Below are 19,754 nucleotides of genomic sequence, written 5' to 3' on the forward strand. Positions count from 1 at the left end.
GCAATCGCAGCGCTAATAGCTCTGGGAAAAGCGCGCTACTTATGTAGCTTGGGGTAATCGAAGTGGCTAATTATGCCACAGTCCAAGTGTAGGTCGGCCCAATCATCGAGATTTAGGTGAAGATGCAAAATGGCGCTGGTGGGAAATTTATCGAGGGCTTCTCCACTGAGGGCATAGACCAGCTCTGTAAGACCTGGGTTGTGTCCTACCAGCATGACATGGTGGTCGCTCTGGCCCATAAGGAGCGCAGCCATCGCCTCGGCTGAGGCGAGATAGAGGCTATCGTCTTCTATCAGCGGTACGGCTAGGCCGAAATGTTGGTGTATCGCGGTTGCTGTGATCCACGTACGTACCGCGCCGCTGGCAATAATAATATCAGGCGGCGGCAACTGCGCTTTGCAGCGCTGTGCAGCATGTGGCAAATCGCGTCGGCCTCGCTTATTTAATGGCCGCTCGTAATCGGTTAAATCAGGGTCTTTCCAGCTCGACTTAGCGTGGCGAACAAGAGTGAGTAAACGCATGGTGTTCCTTTGTGTTGCAAATTAAGCAAGGTCGCTATTATCGCTTGCATCCATCATGCGTTTCCAGGTGTCTCGCATGTGGCTCATGGGCATACTGCCGACGTGCTGGACATGCATCGGGCCTTCGTTGAAAAGGCGAGGATCCATGGTGCGGTACTCCTCAACGATGGGCTTAAACTCCATAAGGTCGAGGATATCTTTCTGAATATCTACACCCGGTGCGATTTCAATTAATTTAACGCCCTGAGGTGTCAGCTTGAAGACAGCTCGCTCGGTGATAAATAGGACATTTTGCCCTTTTTCTAGCGCAAACTGGCCGTTAAAGGTGATTTGCTCAACCTGGTTGCGGAACTTGGTGATCTTGCCGTTTTGTTTTATCTCAAGGCGATTGTCATGGATCTCTATCTCTTGGCCTGATGAGGTGAAGTTGCCCAAAAAATAGAGGTTTGGCGTATTCTGCGAGATGTTAATAAATCCCCCACAGCCGGCTAAATGCCGACCGAAGCGGCTGACATTGACGCAGCCACGGCTATCAACCTCCGCCATACCCAAAAAAGCTTGATGCAGGCCGCCACCATCGTAGAAATCAAACTGGGAGGGTTGATCGATAATCGCATCGGCATTGGCGACAGCACCAAAGCTCAGCCCGCCCGCCGGTTGCCCGCCAATACCGCCGGGTTCGACGGTCAGTGTGAAGTCATTTAGCCGCTTCTCCTCGGCTGCAATCATGGAGATGAGCTCTGGCATACCGATGCCTAAGTTAACCACCGTATCTTTACCCAGCTCCATAAGTGCACGGCGTGCGATCACCTTGCGAGTCGATAATGGGACATGGCTGTGTTCGCTGTTGATATTGATCTCGCCAGAGTAGGCGGGATTGTAATGCTCAGCGAAGGTTTGTGGGTGATCTTGTCGGTCAGCCACAACCACATGATCCACCAAAATGCCGGGGATGCGTATTCGGTCTGGGGTGAGCTGGTGGCGTTCAGTGACCCGCTCTACCTGCACAATCACTTTACCGCCGCTGTTGCGTACCGCTTGAGCAATAGCGAGAGCCTCTAGGGGAAGAGCCTCATGCTCCATCGAGATATTGCCGTGGCTATCGGCCGTTGTGCCGCGTAAAAATGCGATATCGATAGGGAAGGCTTTATAGAACAGGTAAGGAGTGCCGTTAAGCGAAATTTTCTCGACTATCGCATCGGTTGAGCAGCTGTTCACTCTGCCGCCGTCAACGTCTGGATCAACAAAGGTGTTCAAGCCAACATGGGTGATGGTGCCGGGCTTACCGGCAGCGATATCGCGAAACAGATGGCAAATCACGCCCTGAGGCAGGTTGTAAGCCTCTATCTTATTCTGTAACGCGAGTTCACCCAGAGAGGGGGCCAGCCCCCAATGCCCACCGATGACACGGCGAATCAGCTTTTCGTGGCCAAAATGGTTGAGACCACGCAGTTCAGCATCGCCTTGGCCCGCTGCATAAACCAAGCTGAGGTCAGTGGGTGTTCCGGTTTTAAGAAAGCGCTTTTCGAGAGCTTTGGCGAGGGCCTCAGCAAACCCGATGCCAATAAACCCCGCTGTCGCAATAGTTGCGCCATCATGAATAAGTTCGGCTGCTTCATTGGCGGTGATTACGCGTGGGTTCATGGTGCCTCCTGCATCAGCTAAATCGTCGGGCGAGTAACAACTCTAGGGAGGTTAACTTACTAAGTTCCTGCTGCCTTGGTAAGTGGTAGCAGCGAAAATGTTGCACAAAACAGGCACTTAAATGTGGCGTTGGCGGTGCTGAGCCGGTCGATTCCGCGAGTTGGTTATATCATCATTGTTCTGCTTGCTCACAGGTTACCCTTATGGGCATATTAGAGGTAATATTTCATTTTTACAGCGACTTCTGTACTCAGCTTGATATGACTTTCAGCGATAAAATTTCGACATCTGCCTTAGCAAAGCGTCTTGGGGTACCCACAACCGAACTTTTTAAAGAGCTCGAACTGCTTGGTTGGATTGTACGCTTAGGTGAGCAGTGGGAGTTGACCTCACAGGGGCGTGAGCAGCAAGGAGAGGTTCGTCAGAGCCGTAAATTTGGTGCTTATATTGTTTGGCCTGAGGCGCTTAAAATAGCGGGGAATGTCGCATTACCCGACTATAGCGGCAAGAAGGTGACAGCCACCACCGTCGCGCAGCAGTTGGGGCTCTCACCTCGGACAATCAATTTGATTTTCGCTGAGCTAGGGTGGCTTATACGTGATGGAAAGGGCTGGCGAGTCACCGCCCGAGGTATCGCTCAAGGCGCTGCCCAGCGTAAAAGTGTACGCGATGTTCCCTATGCATTGTGGCCCGAGGAGGTGATGAGCCATCCTGCCGTGGTAGCCGCTGTTAAGGGCGTCAGTGGTGATTTAGCCGGTGCGTTAGGGTTTGCGGATGATAGTCTTGATGCCGAGATGATGGCGATGTTCCCAGCGCACTATCACACCTTAGATGGCCGTGCTGTTTGCTCGCGGTTGGAACTAGTGGCCGCGAATTGGCTCTACCTTGCTGGCGTTGTTTTCAGTTATCGGCGGGCGCTAAGTGATGCTGCGTCGCTACGGCCAGATTTCTATCTGCCAGCTGCGGGGCTTATGATCGAGTGCTGGCACTCTGAACATGAGGCGCGTTATGTGCGCTGGAAATGTGAAAAGATCGAGCGCCTCAAAGCACTCGATCTGCATGTGTTGGAACTGAAAGAGGGGCAACTGGCTTCGCTTGAAAGCATTTTAGTGGCTGAATTACGCCAGCGCGGTATTACTCTCTAGTGGATCAGCTGTTGATCCACACCTCTGCTATCCACTCCCAAAGTGTCTCCCATTTGGTCTCTTCTAGTTCGCCAGAACTGTGCCAGTGGCAGATAGCGCCCTGTGATGCGATCACATAGTAGCCACCCTCTAAGTCTTCACAGATCGGCATCAAGTCGCGTGGTAAGCCCCGAGACCAAGCCACGGCAGTCACCTCCGGTAGGTGGGTATGTGCATTTGGGTCGCTTGCTGTGACAGGGCTGAGTGAGCCAAATACAACATCGCTACCGTAGAGAAGGTACTCTTTGAGGTCGGCTGGGATAGGCAGTAGCATCTCCTCCTCAAGCTCGACCAGTAAGTCCTCGTCTGGCAACTCCATGCTGGAGAAACGGTCTTCGTTTAGCTCATGTAGTTGGTCGATAATATCGTTCATGGAGGCACCTCGTTGTATCTTGCCGCGTAATGTAGCCAAAGCGCAGGCAAGACACAATCTTTGCGTTCTTTGACGTCAGAGGCGGTGGGCAATACCGGAATCTTCCTCCTCTTCGGTCTCCTCCTCTTCGACAATATCTTCCAATGAGAAGCCACCGCTACTTTCTGCCTCGCTTGGTATCTCGTTACGCAGCTTCAAGCGCAATCTCAGGTTATTGGCGGAGTCTGCGTTCTTCAGCGCTTCCTCTTCACTGATTCGTCCCTCAACCACGAGTTTAAACAGAGCGGAGTCGAACGTTTGCATCCCAAGCGCTTCGGATTTCTCCATAATCTCTTTGATACCATCGATGTCGCCACGCAAAATCAGATCTTTGATGGTCGATGTGCCTAGGAGAATTTCGATAGCAGCGCAGCGCTTGCCATCCACGGTTGGGATCAAACGTTGCGATATAATAGCCCGCACATTGAGCGAGAGATCAGTTAACAGCTGGTTGCGCTTCTCTTCTGGGAAGAAGTTGATAATGCGGTCAAAGGCTTGGTTGGCGTTGTTTGCATGCAGTGTCGAGATCGCCAGATGGCCGGTTTCGGCAAACGCCAAGCAATGCTCCATGGTTTCTCGATCGCGAATCTCACCAATCAGAATAACATCAGGCGCTTGGCGCAAAGTGTTCTTAAGAGCGTTGTGGAAGCTGCGTGTATCAACGCCCACCTCGCGTTGGTTGATGATCGACTTTTTGTGGTTGTGGACAAACTCGATAGGGTCTTCAATCGTGATGATATGCCCACCGGAGTTGCTGTTACGATGATCGATCAGAGCGGCCAACGAGGTGGATTTGCCGGAGCCTGTGCCGCCCACAAACAACACGAGGCCACGCTTGGACATGATGACATCTTTCAGCACTTCAGGCAGACCAAGATCCTGCATCTGCGGGATTTCGGTTTTGATATTCCGCGCTACAATCGAGACATCATTACGTTGGCGAAATATATTCAAACGGAAACGGCCCGCGCCCTCTACTGAGATCGCAAGGTTCATTTCAAGCTCGTGTGCAAACTCATCCTGCTGCTCTTTGTCCATGACCGCCATGGCGATCTGCTCAATCTCTCCCGGCGCGAAGCGCTTTTTGTTGAGGGGTTTGAGCGTGCCCTGAAACTTGCCGCATGGTGGGGCATTGGTCGAGAGGTACAGGTCAGAACCATCGTTGGCTGCGAGTACCTTGAGGTAGTCGTAGAACTCCTTTTTCATACGAAGAACATCCACTGGTTATCATCAAACGGATGTTTCAATGTAGCACATAGAATAGCTTTTTTATGTCTGCATTCAGTTACATTGGGCAATATATGAAGGTGAGGGGAGCGGCATGTGGACATAAAAAAAGCCGCTGAAAAGCGGCTTTTAGAAAACGGTAGATTAACCGCCTAAATAAGCTTTACGAACATCTTCATTCACCAGTAGCGCAGCACCGGTGTCTTCCATGATAACGCGGCCATTTTCCAGCACGTAACCGCGGTCAGCGATCCGCAATGCTTGGTTTGCATTTTGCTCTACGAGGAAGATCGTAACGCCCTCTTCACGCAGCTTTTCGATGATATCGAAGATCTGTTGAATAATGATAGGCGCCAGACCCAGAGAGGGCTCGTCTAGCAAGATCATACGTGGCTTCGACATCATTGCGCGGCCAATGGCTAGCATCTGCTGCTCACCACCCGACATGGTACCGGCACGTTGGCTATACCGTTCGCGCAAACGTGGGAACAGTGCTAAGACGTGCTCGGCTGTCATCTCCGCTTCGCGGCGATCACGGTGGTATGCACCCATGAAAAGATTCTCTTCAACGGTCATACCGCTAAAGACACGACGCCCTTCGGGGACGATCGCCAGACCTTTCTGCATGATGCTCGAGGTTTGCTGGCCGGTAATCTCTTCACCATCAAACTGGATAGTGCCTGAGGTGGCCTGCGGGTCACCACAGATGGACATCATCAGCGTGGTTTTACCTGCGCCGTTGGCACCGATCAGGGTAACGATCTCACCTTGTTTGACCTCAACGGAGACATCATGCAGCGCCTGAATTGGGCCGTAGTGAGTGTTGATGTTTTTGATACTCAGCATCTTACTCTTCTCCCAAGTAGGCTTTGATAACGTCATCGTTATTCTTGATCTCATCGGCGGTACCATCGGCAAGCGGTGTACCTTGCGCAATAACGTAGATGTGATCTGAAATACCCATAACCAAGCCCATATCGTGCTCGATCAGTAGCACTGAAATTTCGTGCTCGTCGCGCAAGCGAATGATGAGCTCATCCAGCTCTTTGGTCTCGTTCGGGTTAAGGCCTGCCGCTGGCTCATCGAGCAGCAGTAACTCAGGCTGAGTCACCATACAACGCGCGATCTCAAGGCGGCGCTGCTGACCATAGGCCAGGTTGCCCGCCTCGCGGTTAGCAAACTCCAACAGATCCACCTGTTTTAGCCAGTATGCGGCACGGTCCATGGCTTCCTGTTCGAGGCGCTTGTAGCTACCTGTTTTGAACAGACCTGCCAGCAGGCTGGTGTTGAGGTGGCGGTGCTGGGCAACCAGCATGTTTTCGATCACGGTCATCTTCGAGAAAAGGCGCACGTGCTGGAACGTACGTACCAAGCCTTGGCGCGAGATCTGGAAATCCTTCATGCCCGCAATCTCGCCACCGTTAAACATAACGCTGCCTTCAGACGGGATATAGAATCCAGACAAACAGTTAAAAACGGTCGTTTTACCGGCACCGTTAGGGCCAATGATCGATACGATCTGGCGGTTTTTTACCGCAAGGTTCACCTTGTTGACCGCAACCAAACCGCCGAAGCGCATGGTCAGGCCGTTTACATCAAGTAACAGTTGGCTCATTGCTTCAGCTCCAAGTGAGGACGTTTCATGGGTACGAGGCCTTCAGGGCGCCAGCGCATCATTATGACCATCAACAATCCGAACAGTAGCATTCGGTACTCGGAGAACTCTCGAGCCAGTTCCGGCAGAATCGTCATGACAATCGCTGCCAAGATAACCCCAATTTGCGACCCCATACCGCCAAGAACCACAATCGCTAGAATGATTGCTGACTCAATGAAGATAAAGGACTCTGGGCTGATAAAGCCTTGGCGCGCAGCGAAGAACGAACCTGCAAAGCCCGCTGTAGATGCACCAATGGTGAACGCAGAGAGTTTGATCGCTGTACGGTTAAGGCCAAGCGAGCGACAAGCGATCTCATCTTCTCGTAGTGCCTCCCAAGCGCGGCCAATGGGCATGCGCATCAGGCGGTTGATCAGATAGATCACGAAGATCACCAGCACAACTGCGATGAGGTATAGGAAGATCACTTTGTAAGAGCTTGAGTAGCTGATGCCAAAGAACTCATGGAAGGTCATTGCGCCTTCCTCTTTCGCACGGCGGGTAAACTCAAGACCAAACAGGGTTGGTTTCGCGATACCAGAGATACCGTTCGGGCCACCAGTCACGGCTGTCCAGTTATTTAGCAAGATACGGATAATCTCACCAAAGCCTAGCGTTACGATGGCAAGGTAATCACCACGTAGACGCAGAACAGGGAAGCCTAGTATGAAGCCAAATAGGGCAGCAAGTGCCGCTGCTAATGGTAAGCAGATCCAGAAGGACAGGCCGAAGTACATCGACAGCAATGCATAGGTGTACGCACCGACGGCGTAGAAAGCAACGAAGCCTAAATCAAGTAGACCGGCTAACCCGACCACAATGTTCAGGCCTAAGCCCAACATAATGTAGATCAGGGTGAGAGTGGCTAGGTCTACGGAACCTCGGGAAACCATGAATGGCCAAACCAACATGCCAACGATCAACGCGGCAAGTAGCCAAGGCTTCAGGCGCGCCATGACGCTCGCTTCAGGTAGCACTTTAGCCAGCTGTGGCTTGGGTAAGCCAGAGAAGAAGGCATCAATCTGTGCAGAGAAAAGCTGTGATAAAAATACCACCGCTATGCCTAAACCAATCCACGTCCATTGCTCAGTAGAGGCACCTTCCACTTGTAGCGTCGTTCCCTCTGTATTGAGCTTCACACCCAACATGAGACACGCTAAAACAAAGGTGACACCCGCGGCAAAAATCGCGCTTAAAAACTTACTATTTTGCATCAGACTTTCTCCACCTCAGGCTTACCTAGGAGACCCGAAGGGCGGAACAGCAGGATAAGTACCAGCAAGCCAAACGAGACGACATCTTTATACTCAGATGGGAAATATGCGGAGGTTAATGCTTCGGTTACACCCAGAATTAAGCCACCTAGCACGGCACCAGGAATCGAACCGATACCACCCAGTACAGCAGCGGTGAAAGCTTTCAAACCGGCGATAAAGCCAACAAACGGATTCACCACACCGTAGTAAAGACCCAGCAGTAGACCTGCTACCGCGGCCAAGGCAGCACCGATAATAAAGGTCAATGCGATGGTGCGGTTGGTATCAATACCCAGTAAGTTGGTCATGCCCAAATCTTCAGAGCATGCACGGCAAGCGCGGCCCATCCGCGAGCGGGAGATGAAGAGCGTTAGTGCTGTCATCGCCACAAAAGTCACAACCCAGATAAGTGCCTGCATGTAAGAGAAAGACACCTCAAACACACTAGGATCACCAAACGTCCAGCCACCTGAAATCTGTGGTGGTAGCGCAACATCACGTGAGCCCTGAGCCAGAACGACATAGTTTTGTAGGAAAATGGACATACCGATCGCAGAGATCAGTGGGATAAGGCGGTTTGTGCCGCGCAGAGGGCGATAAGCAACGCGCTCAACCGTCCAGCCATACGTGCTGGCAATGATAACAGCCACAATCAGTGCGATGATCAGAATGATCGGTAGGCTTACCATGCCCATACCTAGCAGACCGGCAATTACGATAAACGTAATGTAAGAGCCGATCATGTAGATCTCTCCGTGTGCGAAGTTGATCATACCGATGATGCCGTAGACCATTGTATAGCCTATTGCGATCAACGCGTATGTGGACCCGATCGTCAGCCCGTTGATAAGCTGCTGAATTAAATAAAGAAAAGTTTCGGTCATGTTTCGGGACCCGGATAGCAGAACACCTTGATACCGGATCGCGATATCAAGGTGTTCTTGTGTTTAGTGAAGACTTACTTTACTGCAGTTTTAGAGCCATCTTTGTGCAGCTGGTAAACCTGGAAAGTAGACTCAGTTAGGTCGCCTTTAGCATCGTAAGCGATTTTGCCAATCGCTGTATCCAGTGGGTTAGAGCGAAGGTGCTCAGCCATTTTTTCTGGATCAGTGCCACCTGTTTTCTCAATCGCATTTTTCATCAGCTCAACAGCAGCATAAGCTGTGAATACGAATGGACCTGTTGGATCTTCACCTTTCGCTTTGATCGCTTCAACACGCGCTTGGTTAACTGGGTTTTGGTCAAAGCTCTTAGGAGCAGTTGCCAGAACGCCTTCAGATGCTTCGCCAGCAATCTTCGCAAGGTCGCTGTTTACGATACCTTCTGGGCCCATGAATTGAGCGTTGAAGCCTTTCTCTTTTGACTGACGCAAGATAAGACCAAGTTCTGGGTGGTAGCCACCGTAGTATACGAAGTCAACGCCTTCTTTTTTCAGTTTCGCGATCAGAGCAGAGAAATCTTTATCACCGGCTGTTACACCTTCAAACATCGTAATGTTCAAGCCGCCTTTTTCCAGCGCAGACTTAACCGTCGTTGCTAGGCCTTCACCGTACTGCTGCTTATCGTGGATAACAGCAATCGTTTTTGGCTTAACGTTGTTCAAGATGTGCTCAGCTGCCAATGTGCCCTGCAAGCTATCCAGACCGATAGTACGGAATACCATTTGATGGCCTTTTTCCGTGATGCTTGGAGAGGTGGATGCTGCTGTGATCATCAGAATACCTTCCTCTTCGTAGATGTCAGAAGCAGGCTCTGTTGAGGAGGAGCAAAGGTGACCAACAACCAATTGGATGTCATCGTTAACGATTTTGTTAGCAACCGCTACCGCTTGTTTTGGATCGCAAGCGTCGTCGTAAATTACGCCTTCGAGCTTATCGCCGTTGATGCCACCTGCATTGTTGATATCTTCGATAGCAGCCATGACACCAATTTTCTGCATGTCGCCATACTGAGCAACAGGGCCTGTAGCTGGGCCTGCCAACGCGATTTTAATCGTATCAGCTTGAGCTGAAGCCCCGTAGAGACTAGCTGCAAGACCAACAGACAGCAGTGTGCGCGTGAATTTTTTCATCGGAAGTATACCCTCTCCGTGCCTCTGATCGGTTTTCGATTCCGGGACACATAGTTATATTTTTTGTTGACAGGGTGAATTAACTATAAAGTCAAAAAAAAATCAATGTTTACTATAGGAAACAAGAGTGCTGCGATGGGAGAAATCAGCGAATATGATCGATAATGTCACCCAAATTGGTAAGTTCTGCTATTGTGGGGCGCGGCGAGAAAAAAGATCCTTTGAACTACGGCATGTTTCGGTGTGATATGAGCGCTTCTCGCGTCGCTTTAGTTTAAGTTTAGGTCGCAATTGCGTTCATACTAAGGTCGCAATAATTGTAACTTGAATCCCCAGTTAAAATCTTTTTAGTTGATGCGACCGTTACACCGCCTGACAACAGTCGATCAAACAATAATCATAATAAACCGGTGGCTCAATGCTCTCGAAAAACTGCCTCAGAATGCAAGGGTATCCATTGTATTGGCTACTGCTCTTGTTGCTAGTTTTACCCCTCTCTTCGATAACCGTGGCGTCAGACCGGCTTGAACAACCCGCGCAGATTGCCATCCACCCCGAACGCTCTTTATTGCTAGATATTACCCGTGTGGGCTCACGGCTGGTGGCGGTGGGTGAACAGGGCACCATTATCTGGTCAGATGATCAGGGTGAACAATGGCAGCAGGCAGATGTGCCGGTGAGCGTATTGCTAACGGCGGTGGCGTTTGCAGATAGCAACAATGGCTGGGCAGTGGGGCACGATGGCGCAATTTTACGCTCAAGCGATCGCGGCGAGACGTGGCAGCGCGTTGCTGATGGCAACGTCGTTAATCAGTGGCAAGTGGCGCGCTATGAGCATTTAAACGCAGCGGGTACGGATCCTCGTACACCTGAGGTGAGCGCCGATGATTTTGCGGTCATGCTTGATGATGCGTTGTTTGCACAGGAAGAGGGTGCAACCTATCCGCTGCTCGATGTTTTTTTCTCGGACGCGCAACACGGGTTTATTCTCGGCGCTTATGGGCTGTTACTACGCACTAGCGATGGTGGCGATAGTTGGCAGGTTGATTCACATGTTGTGCCGAATATTGATCGCTTTCACCTAAACTCCATGGCGCAGATCGCTGATCGTTTGTTCATCGCTGGTGAAGCGGGTGTACTTTTTCGCTCGCTAGACCAAGGTCAGCATTGGGAGGCGCTCGCCTCGCCTTATGAGGGCTCATTCTTCAAGTTGCAAGCATCTGAGCAAGCCGGTCTTGAGCGGCTCTATGTGATGGGTCTGCGGGGTCACCTGTTCTATAGCGATGACTTTGGCGAACAGTGGCAGCAAGTGTTGCTGGAAACAACGGCCTCTTTAACGGCTGCTACGGTTGCAGATACCACGCTGCTATTTGCCGGTAGCGGTGGTTTTGTGGCAACCGGTGATGCACCTGATGCGCTGGCGAGCCAACGTTTATCGAGCCGAGCATCTATCAGCCAAGCAGCCGCTGTGGAGCCGTTCTGGGTGCTGGTGGGCGAAACGGGCGTAGTTCGGCTGATGCAGGGAGACGATAGCCATGGCGCAGAATAATGTTGAACAGACGCTTTTAGGGCCGATTAAACGCTCTGAGCAACTGATTGAGCGGGTGCTGTTCCACCGCCGCATCACCTTCTTGCTGTTATTCTTGGTGATCACTCTTGCGTTGGGATATCAAGCGATTCAAATTCGCCCTGATGCCAGCTTTGTCAAGATGATCCCAACCAACCATCCCTATGTGCAGAACTATCTACGCCATCGCGATGACCTCTCTGGCTTAGGCAACAGTGTGAAAATTGTGGTGCAGAGTCGTACGGGTGATATCTTCTCGGCACCTTTCCAGCAAGTGCTGCAGCAGGTGACCGATGAGGCGTTCTTTATCAAGGGGGTTGATCGCTCGGCACTTAAGTCGATCTGGACCCCTAATGTGCGCTGGACAGAGGTGACCGAGGAGGGCTTCGTCGGTGGTCCGATCATTCCGCCCGACTACGATGGCTCACCACAGTCGTTAGAGAAAGTTAGACAAAATATTCTGCGCTCAGGGCAGGTCGGACTGCTGGTTGCTAACGACTTTAAATCGGCCATTGTCCAAGTCCCCCTTTTTGATCGTGACCCAGAAACGGGCGAGAAACTGAACTACCAAGCTTTTTCACAGAAGCTCGAAGCGCTGATTCGCGACAAATACCAAAATGATGATATTCAGATTCGCGTTGTTGGCTTTGCCAAAATCGTTGGCGACCTGATCGAAGGTGCGCAGTCGGTGGCGGTTTTCTTTGCCATCGCCATTGTGATCACACTTGCGCTGCTATTTATTTATAGCGGTAGCTTCGCCGGCTCTTTGATTCCGATTATCTGCTCATTGGTGGCTGTGGTTTGGCAGTTGGGGCTGCTGCGCTGGTTTGGTTATGGTCTGGATCCATACTCCATGCTGGTGCCGTTTTTGATCTTCGCGATTGGCGTTAGCCACGCGGTGCAGGTGGTCAACACCATTCGCCTTGAACAAGTCGCTGGGGCGGATGCATGGCTGGCTTCTCGGCGGGCGTTCCGAGCCATCTATATCCCTGGTTTGACGGCGCTACTGTCTGACGGTTTGGGCTTTGTGACCCTGTCAGTTATCGAGATTCAGGTCATACAGGATCTGGCCGTTGCAGCCTCCGTTGGCGTTGCGGTGATTATCATTACCAACCTGCTGTTGCTGCCGCTGTTGATGTCTTATACCGGCGTGGGTCAGCGTGCGATTCGCCAAGCTGCGCGCCGCACGAATGCCGGGCAGCATTGGCGTCATCTGTCTGTTTTCGCAACTCCCAAAGGGGCTGCAGTTGCCACCGCTACCGCGCTGGTAGTGTTGGTAGTGGGGCTATGGGGGAGTCAAAACCTACAGATAGGTGATCTTGATAAAGGCGCGCCAGAGCTGCGAGCAGATGCACGTTACAACCTTGATAACCTGTTCGTTACTGAAAACTATGCAACCTCTAGCGATATCTTCGTGGTGATGGTGGCGACGCCCGCTGAGCAGTGCTCTAGCTTCGCAACGCTGAGCCGTGTGGATTATTTCCAGCGCTACATGGCGCAGGTTGAAGGGGTGCAAAGCAGTGTGTCGTTGGCTGATGTCTCCAAGCGGGTGACCGCAGGCTTAAATGAGGGGAGCTTGAAATGGCGTAGCGTGAGCCGAAATCAGTTTGTGATCAACGCCTCACTCTCCTATGTACCAGCAGGCTTTATGAATGGTGATTGCTCGCTACTGCCGGTGATCATCTTCTTAGATGACCATAAAGCGCAAACGCTCTCCCGCGTTTCTGAATCGGTAGAGCGGTTTGCGCAGCAACACAACAGTTCGGACATCTCCTTTGAGATGGCGGCGGGTAACAGCGGCTTTGAGGCAGCCACGAATGAAGTGATCAGCCGTGCTCAGTACGAGATGCTCGCTTGGGTGTATGGCGTTGTGAGCTTACTGTGCTTGCTGACGTTCCGCTCGGTGCGTACGGTGGTTTGTATTATCGCGCCGTTGATGCTGACCTCTATTTTATGCCAGGCATTGATGGCGGCGATGGGTATCGGGGTGAAGGTGGCCACGCTACCGGTGATTGCCTTAGGTGTGGGAATTGGTGTGGATTACGGGATCTATATCTATTCGCGCTTGAACACCTTTTTGCTTGAGGGGCGCTCGCTACCCGATGCGTACCTTGAAACGCTGAAAACCACCGGTTCTTCTGTGGCATTTACGGGGCTGACGCTAGCGATAGGTGTGGTGTTGTGGGTGTTTTCGCCGATTAAATTCCAAGCCGATATGGGCATTTTGCTGACCTTTATGTTCCTTTGGAACATGTTGGGTGCGTTGATCTTGCTTCCCGCTTTGACTTGCCTGTTGCGCCGTGAGCGCCGTCCAGAGGGAGATTCATAATCATGGCAGTTAACTCGCGTATTTTGGTGGTGCTGGATAGCTCGCCGTTAGCTGAAACGGCGTTACAGCGCAGTTTGCTGATCGCGCAGAAAACCGGCGCATCATTAGATCTGATGTGGCGCGAGAGCGTCTTACCGGATCGGCCAATCATGCAGATCGTGGCCAAAATTATTGTCTCGGGTATTGCGGTGGAGCAGCACTACAGTAACGCCTCTAAATTACTCGATGAGATAGAGGCGTGCTGGCAAACTCGACAGCAGATGCTGATTATCAAAGGCTGCGATGAGAGCCACCGGGACTTTTGGACGCCGCTCGATTGGCAGCTCCTTAGACGGATGCCTTGTCCTGTGCTTTTGGTAAAGCACGACATGAGTTGGCAGCAGGGGACTATCTTGGCTGCCGTGGATCCGACTGCGCAGCTTGCAGGCGATCACTTAAGCCACGATGTGTTGCGCTTAGGTAGCTTTATTGCACATCAAGCACAGGCGCACTGCCGTGTTGTGGGCGCTTACCCGCCGCCTATGCTCTCCTCTGATGCCCAAAGCCAGAGCGCGACAACGCTAGGTGCAAACGCGGAACAAATGATCAGCGCGACGTTGGCGAAGTTATCGCTTGCTAGTACCGCGCCACTGATTGGTGAGGGCCCGCCTGAGTACTGGATACCCGCAGCGGCTCAGCAAGAGCAGGCCAAGTTAGTGGTGATTGGCACCCATGGCCGAGAAGGCATCGCCGGTGCCTTATTGGGCAATACCGCCGAGCGTATTTTGGATCGTTTGAGTTGTGACGTGCTGGTTATTAAGGCGGCCCATACGCAAGGCATTGCCGCCTTAATAAACCAAGACGCCTAGCCTAATTTCATCAGCAGTTTAATGGAGCTGCGCAGCCGCTCAAACGCTGCAGCAAGTGAGCCGATCTCGTCGTCACTGGTGACGTTGATAGGGGTATCGATCTCACCTTTGCTGAGCTTTTCAGCCGCTTCAGTCAGGTTGATCAGTGGCGCTGTTAAGGTGCGAGAGGTCAGGCGAGCGATGATCGCTGCGATCACCAAGGCCAACGCAACAAACAGCACAAACACAATTAAGAACGAGTCTAGCAACTGCAGGATAAACGACTTGGGTGCGAAGCCGATCAGCTGGCCAATAGGCTGGCCGCTAATTGCCGTTCTGATGGTTTGGTAGCTAACCAGCTGCTCGCCGGTTTCAATAGACCCTTGCTCGGAAAGGGTGTTGGCTGGTGGCAAGGTTGGCAGTAAGTCTTGCACATTAAAGCCGTGAGCAAAGTCCTCTGGCCCGCCCCAGTTCAGCTCTTTGCGCGGGCTGCTCAGCAGGAAGCCCGCATCATTAACGAGTGCGAAGGTTAGGCCATCCGGTTCGCTGGTGGAACTGATCGGTTGTAGAAACGCATTCGCATCCACATTAAGGATAAGCACGCCAACCAAGCGGTCACCTACCGCAAACACCGGTGTAGCGTAACGGATGGTTGGTTTTGCAGGTTCCTCTAGCCGGCCATCTTCGCGGTTGAGATTGATCTCTGATATCGAGAACTCCCCTAAACCAAGCTCAGTGGCCGCGATAAAGTAGGGGCTGTCTTTTTTATCGCGTAGTTGCTCTGGCTGCAGTATGCGGCTTGTTCCTGCTGATTCATCATGCTCCACGCGGATCCGCTCTTGGCCGTTCGCATCGATAAAGCGTAGCTGGTTATAGATGCGGCGGTTCTTTGCGATGCTGAGAAAGTCGCGCGCGATATTACGGCCTAATTTCTCCAGTGTAGCGGCATCATTGATCACCAATGCGCGGCCATAATGGTGAAAAGAGTTGGAGTCACGCAGATAAAATAGATCGCCCGGAACATGCTTGAGCGTCGCCTGCACACTACTGGCAAGCAGTGCGACCTGCTGCTCGATATTGCGTACGCCAGAGTCTTTGAGGGTATTTTGCGTGGCAAAATAAACGTAGATCGCAATTAACAGTACGGGTACGAGCGCGGCGATCATTAACGCTCGCTCTAGGCGGTGACGAATCGATTTCATGACACGTTTCCTTGTAGGGAGGTGCGAGCTTTACGCAGAAACTGGCTCTGCTGCTCGTCGGTATCTAGGTATTTAGCGAGTTGTTGGCAAAAAGCGGGGAGGTCTCGCACACTGAGATTGCTCTCTCCCTCCGGCCAGCTGCTGCGTACGCGTTGCAACAACACTTTGGCTGCTGGGCCCACAAACTCGGCAAGCAGAGGCTCAAGGGCGCTGATATGCTGGTTGAAGCGTTGTTGTGGTTCTGCATGAGCTGCGCTAGGTTGTGCGATCTCGGTGAGCTTTGGTGGCTCTTTTGGCGCATCTACTAAGGCTGCTTGCGGTTGGTCTGTGGTGGCGGTTTGCGCCAGTTGCCGTAAACGCGGTTTGGCGGCACGTACTGCCGTGCCAACAAGGGCGTAGTTGATCTCACGATCTGTCATCAGTATCAGTTGGTGTGTGTCATCTAGGGTGATAGCCATCAGTTGGGAGTCATCCATCTCGATATGCACCTCTGAGAAACCGCTGTGCTCATCGGGTGTGCTGGATAGCATCATGTTCATCACGCGGGCCGCTCCCGCTAAACTCTCGTTGAGTAGGCTTGGAAAGGTCGAGAGTGCGACTTCCCCTTGCTCAGCAAGACAAACGTGGCGTACGCCGCCTAGTAACTGGAACTCTTCTAGTAGTTTCATCGTATCAACTCCACTGTAATAGGTCTTCGACCTGCTGTTTGACAGAGCGCAGTGAGGCACGCTGTGCCGATAGCACGCCAAGGATCTGCTCTTGTTCGATGAACACTGTTAGGTTTTCGCCTTGCTGACTCTTGAGGTGGATACTGCGCGCGGTATCGAAGGATGAGGCACTTTGAAACGCGGGGATCATGCCCGCGATATAGCCCAGATACTCCTCAAGGGCTGGGTCCTCGTTGCTGCTATTGAGAATATCACCCATTGGGTTTGCCAAGATGGCGCCCGTCACGCCACGTATTTTCATCACGTCGTTGAGAATAGTGTCTTTCATTTTAATACTCTCTTGATAAGGCGCTGGCGCTGACTGCGGTGCATCATGACTCGTGGGAGTCACTGGCACATTTGGAGCGGCTACGACTTCGGGTAGTGCTTTGTGTAATAGCTGCAGTAGCTGCTCGTGATCGCGGGCATCGGCAAAGAGCACCGATGCGCTAACGCCCAGTTGTTCAAGCCAAGTGTGGTAGTGGGCTAGGGTGGGTGTTGGCTTTTCGTCTGTGTGGGTAATCGCAACGATCAGCTGCGAGTCCTCGATAAGTGTTTTAAACTCCTTAACATAGAAAGCGAGATCCCGCTGTGGCGCGTTGCGGGTGTTATCCAGCATCAATATCACCGCAGCCGTATCGGCAGCTAACTCGTTGGCGAGCACGTCCCACATGAAGCTGAAACGGATCTGCCCGGGTGCGCCGTAGAGTTTGATCTTTTGGGAACCTGTTTTCAGGCTACCGTAGTCCAGCGCCACGGTAGTGGTCGCTTTTCGCTGGCCTGTGATGTCAGTCGCTTTTGCGTCGGTAGAGATGATGTCGTGATCGCTTAATGTTGCGATCGCCGTGGTTTTCCCTGCGCCCACTGGACCGACAAAAATCAGTTTATGGTCGCCCATAGAGTCCAATCCGTCGCAAACTAAGGTAAGGTGATTGTTTTCAGAGGAGGCGCATTGCAGCATATTAATGTGACGGATATATGACACATTCGTCCGCTGCACTGTGCTCCGATTGTTATGTATCAGGAGAAGGTTCCAATGCAGTTAGTAGGTTCTATCCCATCACCTTATGTTCGCCGTACCCGTATGTTGTTGGAGGGGCGCGACTATACGTTTACCGCGTTAGATATCTACTCTCCAGAGGGGCGCGTCGCGCTGGAGAAATTCACCCCTGCCATGAAGATCCCTGTGCTGGTGGATGGTGAGCAGACGCTGTTTGATTCTCGTGTGATCTATCGTTATCTGACCGACAAGTTGGCACTACCGGCTTTGAGTTGGGAGCAAGAAAACACCATGACGCTGATTGATGCAGCCAACGATGCGTTTGTCATCAAAATGATGGTGATGCGTTCAGGGATCGAGACAACCGATGAAACGCTGGTGACGCGCTTGCAGGATGAGCGCCTACAGCAGGTGTTGCCGCTATTAGAAACCGCGGTGCAAGAAGGGCAATTTGCCCAGTGGGATTATCTGGCTATCTGCCTCTACTGCTTATTGGATTGGTGTGATTTTCGTAATCTGTTTGTGTTGGCAGATTACCCGGCGCTGCAGGCGTTTCGTGATCAGCATCAGTCACGCGAGATCGCAGTGGCGACAGATCCTCGGCAGGCGTAGTTAATCCGTTTGAGTGCCTGATTTTAGATCGCTCAGTTGCTGCTTCACCTCAATCCATTGCGACATAAATTGGGTACTGCGGTGTTGATGGTGTTGCAGCATCTGGCCGGTAAAATTTTGGGCGCGGTGTTGCGCAAGCTGATCAGGCTGGATTAGCGCTACAATACGCGCGTACAGCTGTGAGCGGATGAGTGCAGCATCAAAGTGTTTTTCTAGTGCACACCATCCTGTTTGCTGGGCTTGCTGCCAGCGGTCTGCATCCTTGTACAGCGTAACCGCTGCATCCGCAAAATGGCTGGCGGTATCGCACACCTCGCCGGGCCAGTCGGCGCTTGTTAGCATCCCTTCGGCACCTATCGGGGTCGTTACTGAGGGGGTTCCGGTGCGCATCGCATCAAGCAGTTTGCCTTTTATGCCTGCTCCAAAGCGCAATGGCGCCAGCAACACACGGCTTGCGGCAATCGCTTGGTGGGCATCTTCTACCCAGCCTTTCACCAAGAAGCCGTCACGTTCGTTATGAAGCTGCGTGGCTTTTTTGGGTGGATACGCACCATAAACATGCAGCTGTGCTTGCGGCAGTTGCTGCCGTATCTGTGGCCAAATCGACTCTTTTAGCCAGCGTACTGCGTCCCAGTTGGGTGCATGGCGAAAGTTACCAATAGAAACGAAGTGCTGGCGGTTTGCAAAGCTGGGTGTGTCAGTCAGCGCTGGCGGCTGAATAAAAGGGCAGTGCAGCAGTTCCTGCGGTGGAACATGAAACTCACGGGTGAGCAACTGCAGCTCTGCGTGTGAAATCACGAGGCTTAGGTCAGCGCGGTGGATGGCGGCAATCTCCCGCTTTGCCATATCGCTGCTGGCCATCTGTGGATAAAGCTGAGCGTGATCCATCAGCATGGGAAACGCAACCGGCCCGTCACGCAGCTGCTGCTTGAGTATTTGCTGACGCGCGTCACGCAAGCTGTGGAGGTCTTCTAGATCGAGGATCTGTAGCGCCTGCGGGCAGTTTTTCGCAACACGCCAGCCAAATTGCTCCTCCATCATAAAGCGATCAAAGAGCACGGCATCAGGCGCCTGTTCTTTGATCCAGCTATCGAAGCTGCTGCAGTTTAACGCGATACTCACTTCAGCAACGCCAATCTCTGTCAGTGCGAAACGGTGCTCGCCCGCCGCCGCAGGGCTTGCGAAGGTGACCTGCCAGCCCCAGTCTTGAAACGCCCGAATAAGAGATAGCATATGGTACCCAGCTGCTGAGGAGTTGGGTTCAGGCCAAACATAGCCAATAACAACAAGATGGTGCATAACGTCTCCGTATTGAGTGGCTATTTTAGCGTGATTCATAGCGTGGCGCATGGGCGGTGATGAACAGTTTTGAAAATGGTTATGAAGTAAATTGTTATTGAACGAAATTGGTTAATTGTTGTTATTGCGCCTATTTTTGGCAGTTTGACAGATAATGCTAGTGATATTGGCATCTTTTGTTATTGGTCAGCAGGAACAGTTCGGCGATGCTTATGTCCATCAACTTAATGGACCCAACG

Annotated in this window: 18 protein-coding genes; 5 read left to right on the forward strand and 13 right to left on the reverse strand. The window is 52.0% G+C overall.

Going from position 1 to position 19,754, the window contains the following annotated elements; genetic code table 11:
• Window positions 1-35: 35 nt before the first annotated feature.
• Both EOE65_RS13050 and EOE65_RS13055 read right to left on the reverse strand, forming a co-directional pair.
• Window positions 36-521, reverse strand: coding sequence for a SixA phosphatase family protein (locus tag EOE65_RS13050; protein WP_127694767.1), 486 nt, complete (start codon window positions 519-521; stop codon window positions 36-38).
• A 21-nt stretch (window positions 522-542) separates the two neighbouring features.
• Window positions 543-2,165 (reverse strand): acyl CoA:acetate/3-ketoacid CoA transferase, encoded by a 1,623-nt coding sequence (locus EOE65_RS13055; RefSeq protein WP_127694768.1) that lies wholly within the window; start codon window positions 2,163-2,165, stop codon window positions 543-545.
• Between the two features lie 203 nt (window positions 2,166-2,368).
• Here EOE65_RS13055 and EOE65_RS13060 point away from each other — a divergent pair, with 203 nt between their 5' ends.
• Entirely contained in the window at window positions 2,369-3,310 is a 942-nt protein-coding gene (locus EOE65_RS13060; protein WP_127694769.1) for a hypothetical protein, read from the forward strand.
• Between the two features lie 4 nt (window positions 3,311-3,314).
• Here the strand turns inward: EOE65_RS13060 and EOE65_RS13065 are convergent, their stop codons facing one another.
• The 7 genes from EOE65_RS13065 to EOE65_RS13095 form a co-directional block, all read right to left on the reverse strand.
• Window positions 3,315-3,722 carry an SMI1/KNR4 family protein gene (locus EOE65_RS13065; RefSeq protein WP_127694770.1) on the reverse strand — a complete coding sequence of 136 codons (408 nt, stop codon included), beginning with the start codon at window positions 3,720-3,722 and terminating at the stop codon, window positions 3,315-3,317.
• A 75-nt stretch (window positions 3,723-3,797) separates the two neighbouring features.
• Window positions 3,798-4,967 (reverse strand): PilT/PilU family type 4a pilus ATPase, encoded by a 1,170-nt coding sequence (locus EOE65_RS13070; protein WP_127694771.1) that lies wholly within the window; start codon window positions 4,965-4,967, stop codon window positions 3,798-3,800.
• Between the two features lie 165 nt (window positions 4,968-5,132).
• Complete coding sequence (locus EOE65_RS13075; RefSeq protein ID WP_127694772.1) at window positions 5,133-5,834, reverse strand: ABC transporter ATP-binding protein; 702 nt, start codon at window positions 5,832-5,834, stop codon at window positions 5,133-5,135.
• 1 nt (window position 5,835) lies between these two features.
• Window positions 5,836-6,603, reverse strand: coding sequence for a high-affinity branched-chain amino acid ABC transporter ATP-binding protein LivG (gene livG / locus EOE65_RS13080; RefSeq protein WP_127694773.1), 768 nt, complete (start codon window positions 6,601-6,603; stop codon window positions 5,836-5,838).
• Window positions 6,600-7,859, reverse strand: coding sequence for a high-affinity branched-chain amino acid ABC transporter permease LivM (locus EOE65_RS13085; RefSeq protein WP_127694774.1), 1,260 nt, complete (start codon window positions 7,857-7,859; stop codon window positions 6,600-6,602). Before EOE65_RS13085 ends, livG begins: the two co-directional genes overlap by 4 nt.
• On the reverse strand, window positions 7,859-8,785 hold the full coding sequence (livH, locus tag EOE65_RS13090) for a high-affinity branched-chain amino acid ABC transporter permease LivH (RefSeq protein ID WP_127694775.1): 927 nt from the start codon (window positions 8,783-8,785) through the stop codon (window positions 7,859-7,861). The genes EOE65_RS13085 and livH overlap by 1 nt, the downstream gene beginning before the upstream one ends.
• Before the next feature lie 74 nt (window positions 8,786-8,859).
• Window positions 8,860-9,972 (reverse strand): branched-chain amino acid ABC transporter substrate-binding protein, encoded by a 1,113-nt coding sequence (locus EOE65_RS13095; protein ID WP_127694776.1) that lies wholly within the window; start codon window positions 9,970-9,972, stop codon window positions 8,860-8,862.
• Between the two features lie 442 nt (window positions 9,973-10,414).
• Between EOE65_RS13095 and EOE65_RS13100 the strand changes: the two genes are divergently transcribed.
• Genes EOE65_RS13100 through EOE65_RS13110 form a run of 3 tightly spaced genes read left to right on the forward strand, consistent with a single transcriptional unit; the run spans window position 10,415 to window position 14,716 of the window.
• Window positions 10,415-11,521 (forward strand): WD40/YVTN/BNR-like repeat-containing protein, encoded by a 1,107-nt coding sequence (locus tag EOE65_RS13100; protein ID WP_206052685.1) that lies wholly within the window; start codon window positions 10,415-10,417, stop codon window positions 11,519-11,521.
• Window positions 11,508-13,868: an efflux RND transporter permease subunit gene (locus tag EOE65_RS13105; protein ID WP_127694778.1), complete on the forward strand. Its 2,361-nt coding sequence runs from the start codon at window positions 11,508-11,510 to the stop codon at window positions 13,866-13,868. The genes EOE65_RS13100 and EOE65_RS13105 overlap by 14 nt, the downstream gene beginning before the upstream one ends.
• Window positions 13,869-13,870: 2 nt before the next feature.
• On the forward strand, window positions 13,871-14,716 hold the full coding sequence (locus tag EOE65_RS13110) for a universal stress protein (protein WP_127694779.1): 846 nt from the start codon (window positions 13,871-13,873) through the stop codon (window positions 14,714-14,716).
• Here EOE65_RS13110 and EOE65_RS13115 read toward each other — a convergent pair.
• From EOE65_RS13115 to EOE65_RS13125, 3 genes are read right to left on the reverse strand one after another with little or no spacing between them, the layout of a single operon-like run.
• Window positions 14,713-15,897 (reverse strand): HAMP domain-containing protein, encoded by a 1,185-nt coding sequence (locus tag EOE65_RS13115; protein ID WP_127694780.1) that lies wholly within the window; start codon window positions 15,895-15,897, stop codon window positions 14,713-14,715. The two genes, EOE65_RS13110 and EOE65_RS13115, sit on opposite strands and share 4 nt — an antisense overlap.
• Window positions 15,894-16,565 carry a DUF8082 domain-containing protein gene (locus tag EOE65_RS13120; RefSeq protein ID WP_127694781.1) on the reverse strand — a complete coding sequence of 224 codons (672 nt, stop codon included), beginning with the start codon at window positions 16,563-16,565 and terminating at the stop codon, window positions 15,894-15,896. Before EOE65_RS13120 ends, EOE65_RS13115 begins: the two co-directional genes overlap by 4 nt.
• A 4-nt stretch (window positions 16,566-16,569) precedes the next feature.
• A complete protein-coding gene (locus EOE65_RS13125) occupies window positions 16,570-17,502 on the reverse strand; it encodes a GTP-binding protein (protein ID WP_164847110.1) in 933 nt (310 codons plus the stop codon).
• A 138-nt stretch (window positions 17,503-17,640) separates the two neighbouring features.
• On the opposite strand from EOE65_RS13125, the gene EOE65_RS13130 reads away from it, so the two are divergent.
• Window positions 17,641-18,216 (forward strand): glutathione S-transferase family protein, encoded by a 576-nt coding sequence (locus EOE65_RS13130; protein ID WP_127694783.1) that lies wholly within the window; start codon window positions 17,641-17,643, stop codon window positions 18,214-18,216.
• Here EOE65_RS13130 and EOE65_RS13135 read toward each other — a convergent pair whose 3' ends face one another.
• Window positions 18,217-19,515, reverse strand: coding sequence for a glycosyltransferase (locus EOE65_RS13135; RefSeq protein ID WP_127694784.1), 1,299 nt, complete (start codon window positions 19,513-19,515; stop codon window positions 18,217-18,219). It abuts the gene before it with no gap.
• Window positions 19,516-19,754 lie beyond the last annotated feature (239 nt).

The sequence above is a fragment of the Neptunomonas marina genome, from assembly GCF_004005935.1.
In the GTDB taxonomy this organism is placed as follows: domain Bacteria; phylum Pseudomonadota; class Gammaproteobacteria; order Pseudomonadales; family Balneatricaceae; genus Neptunomonas; species Neptunomonas marina.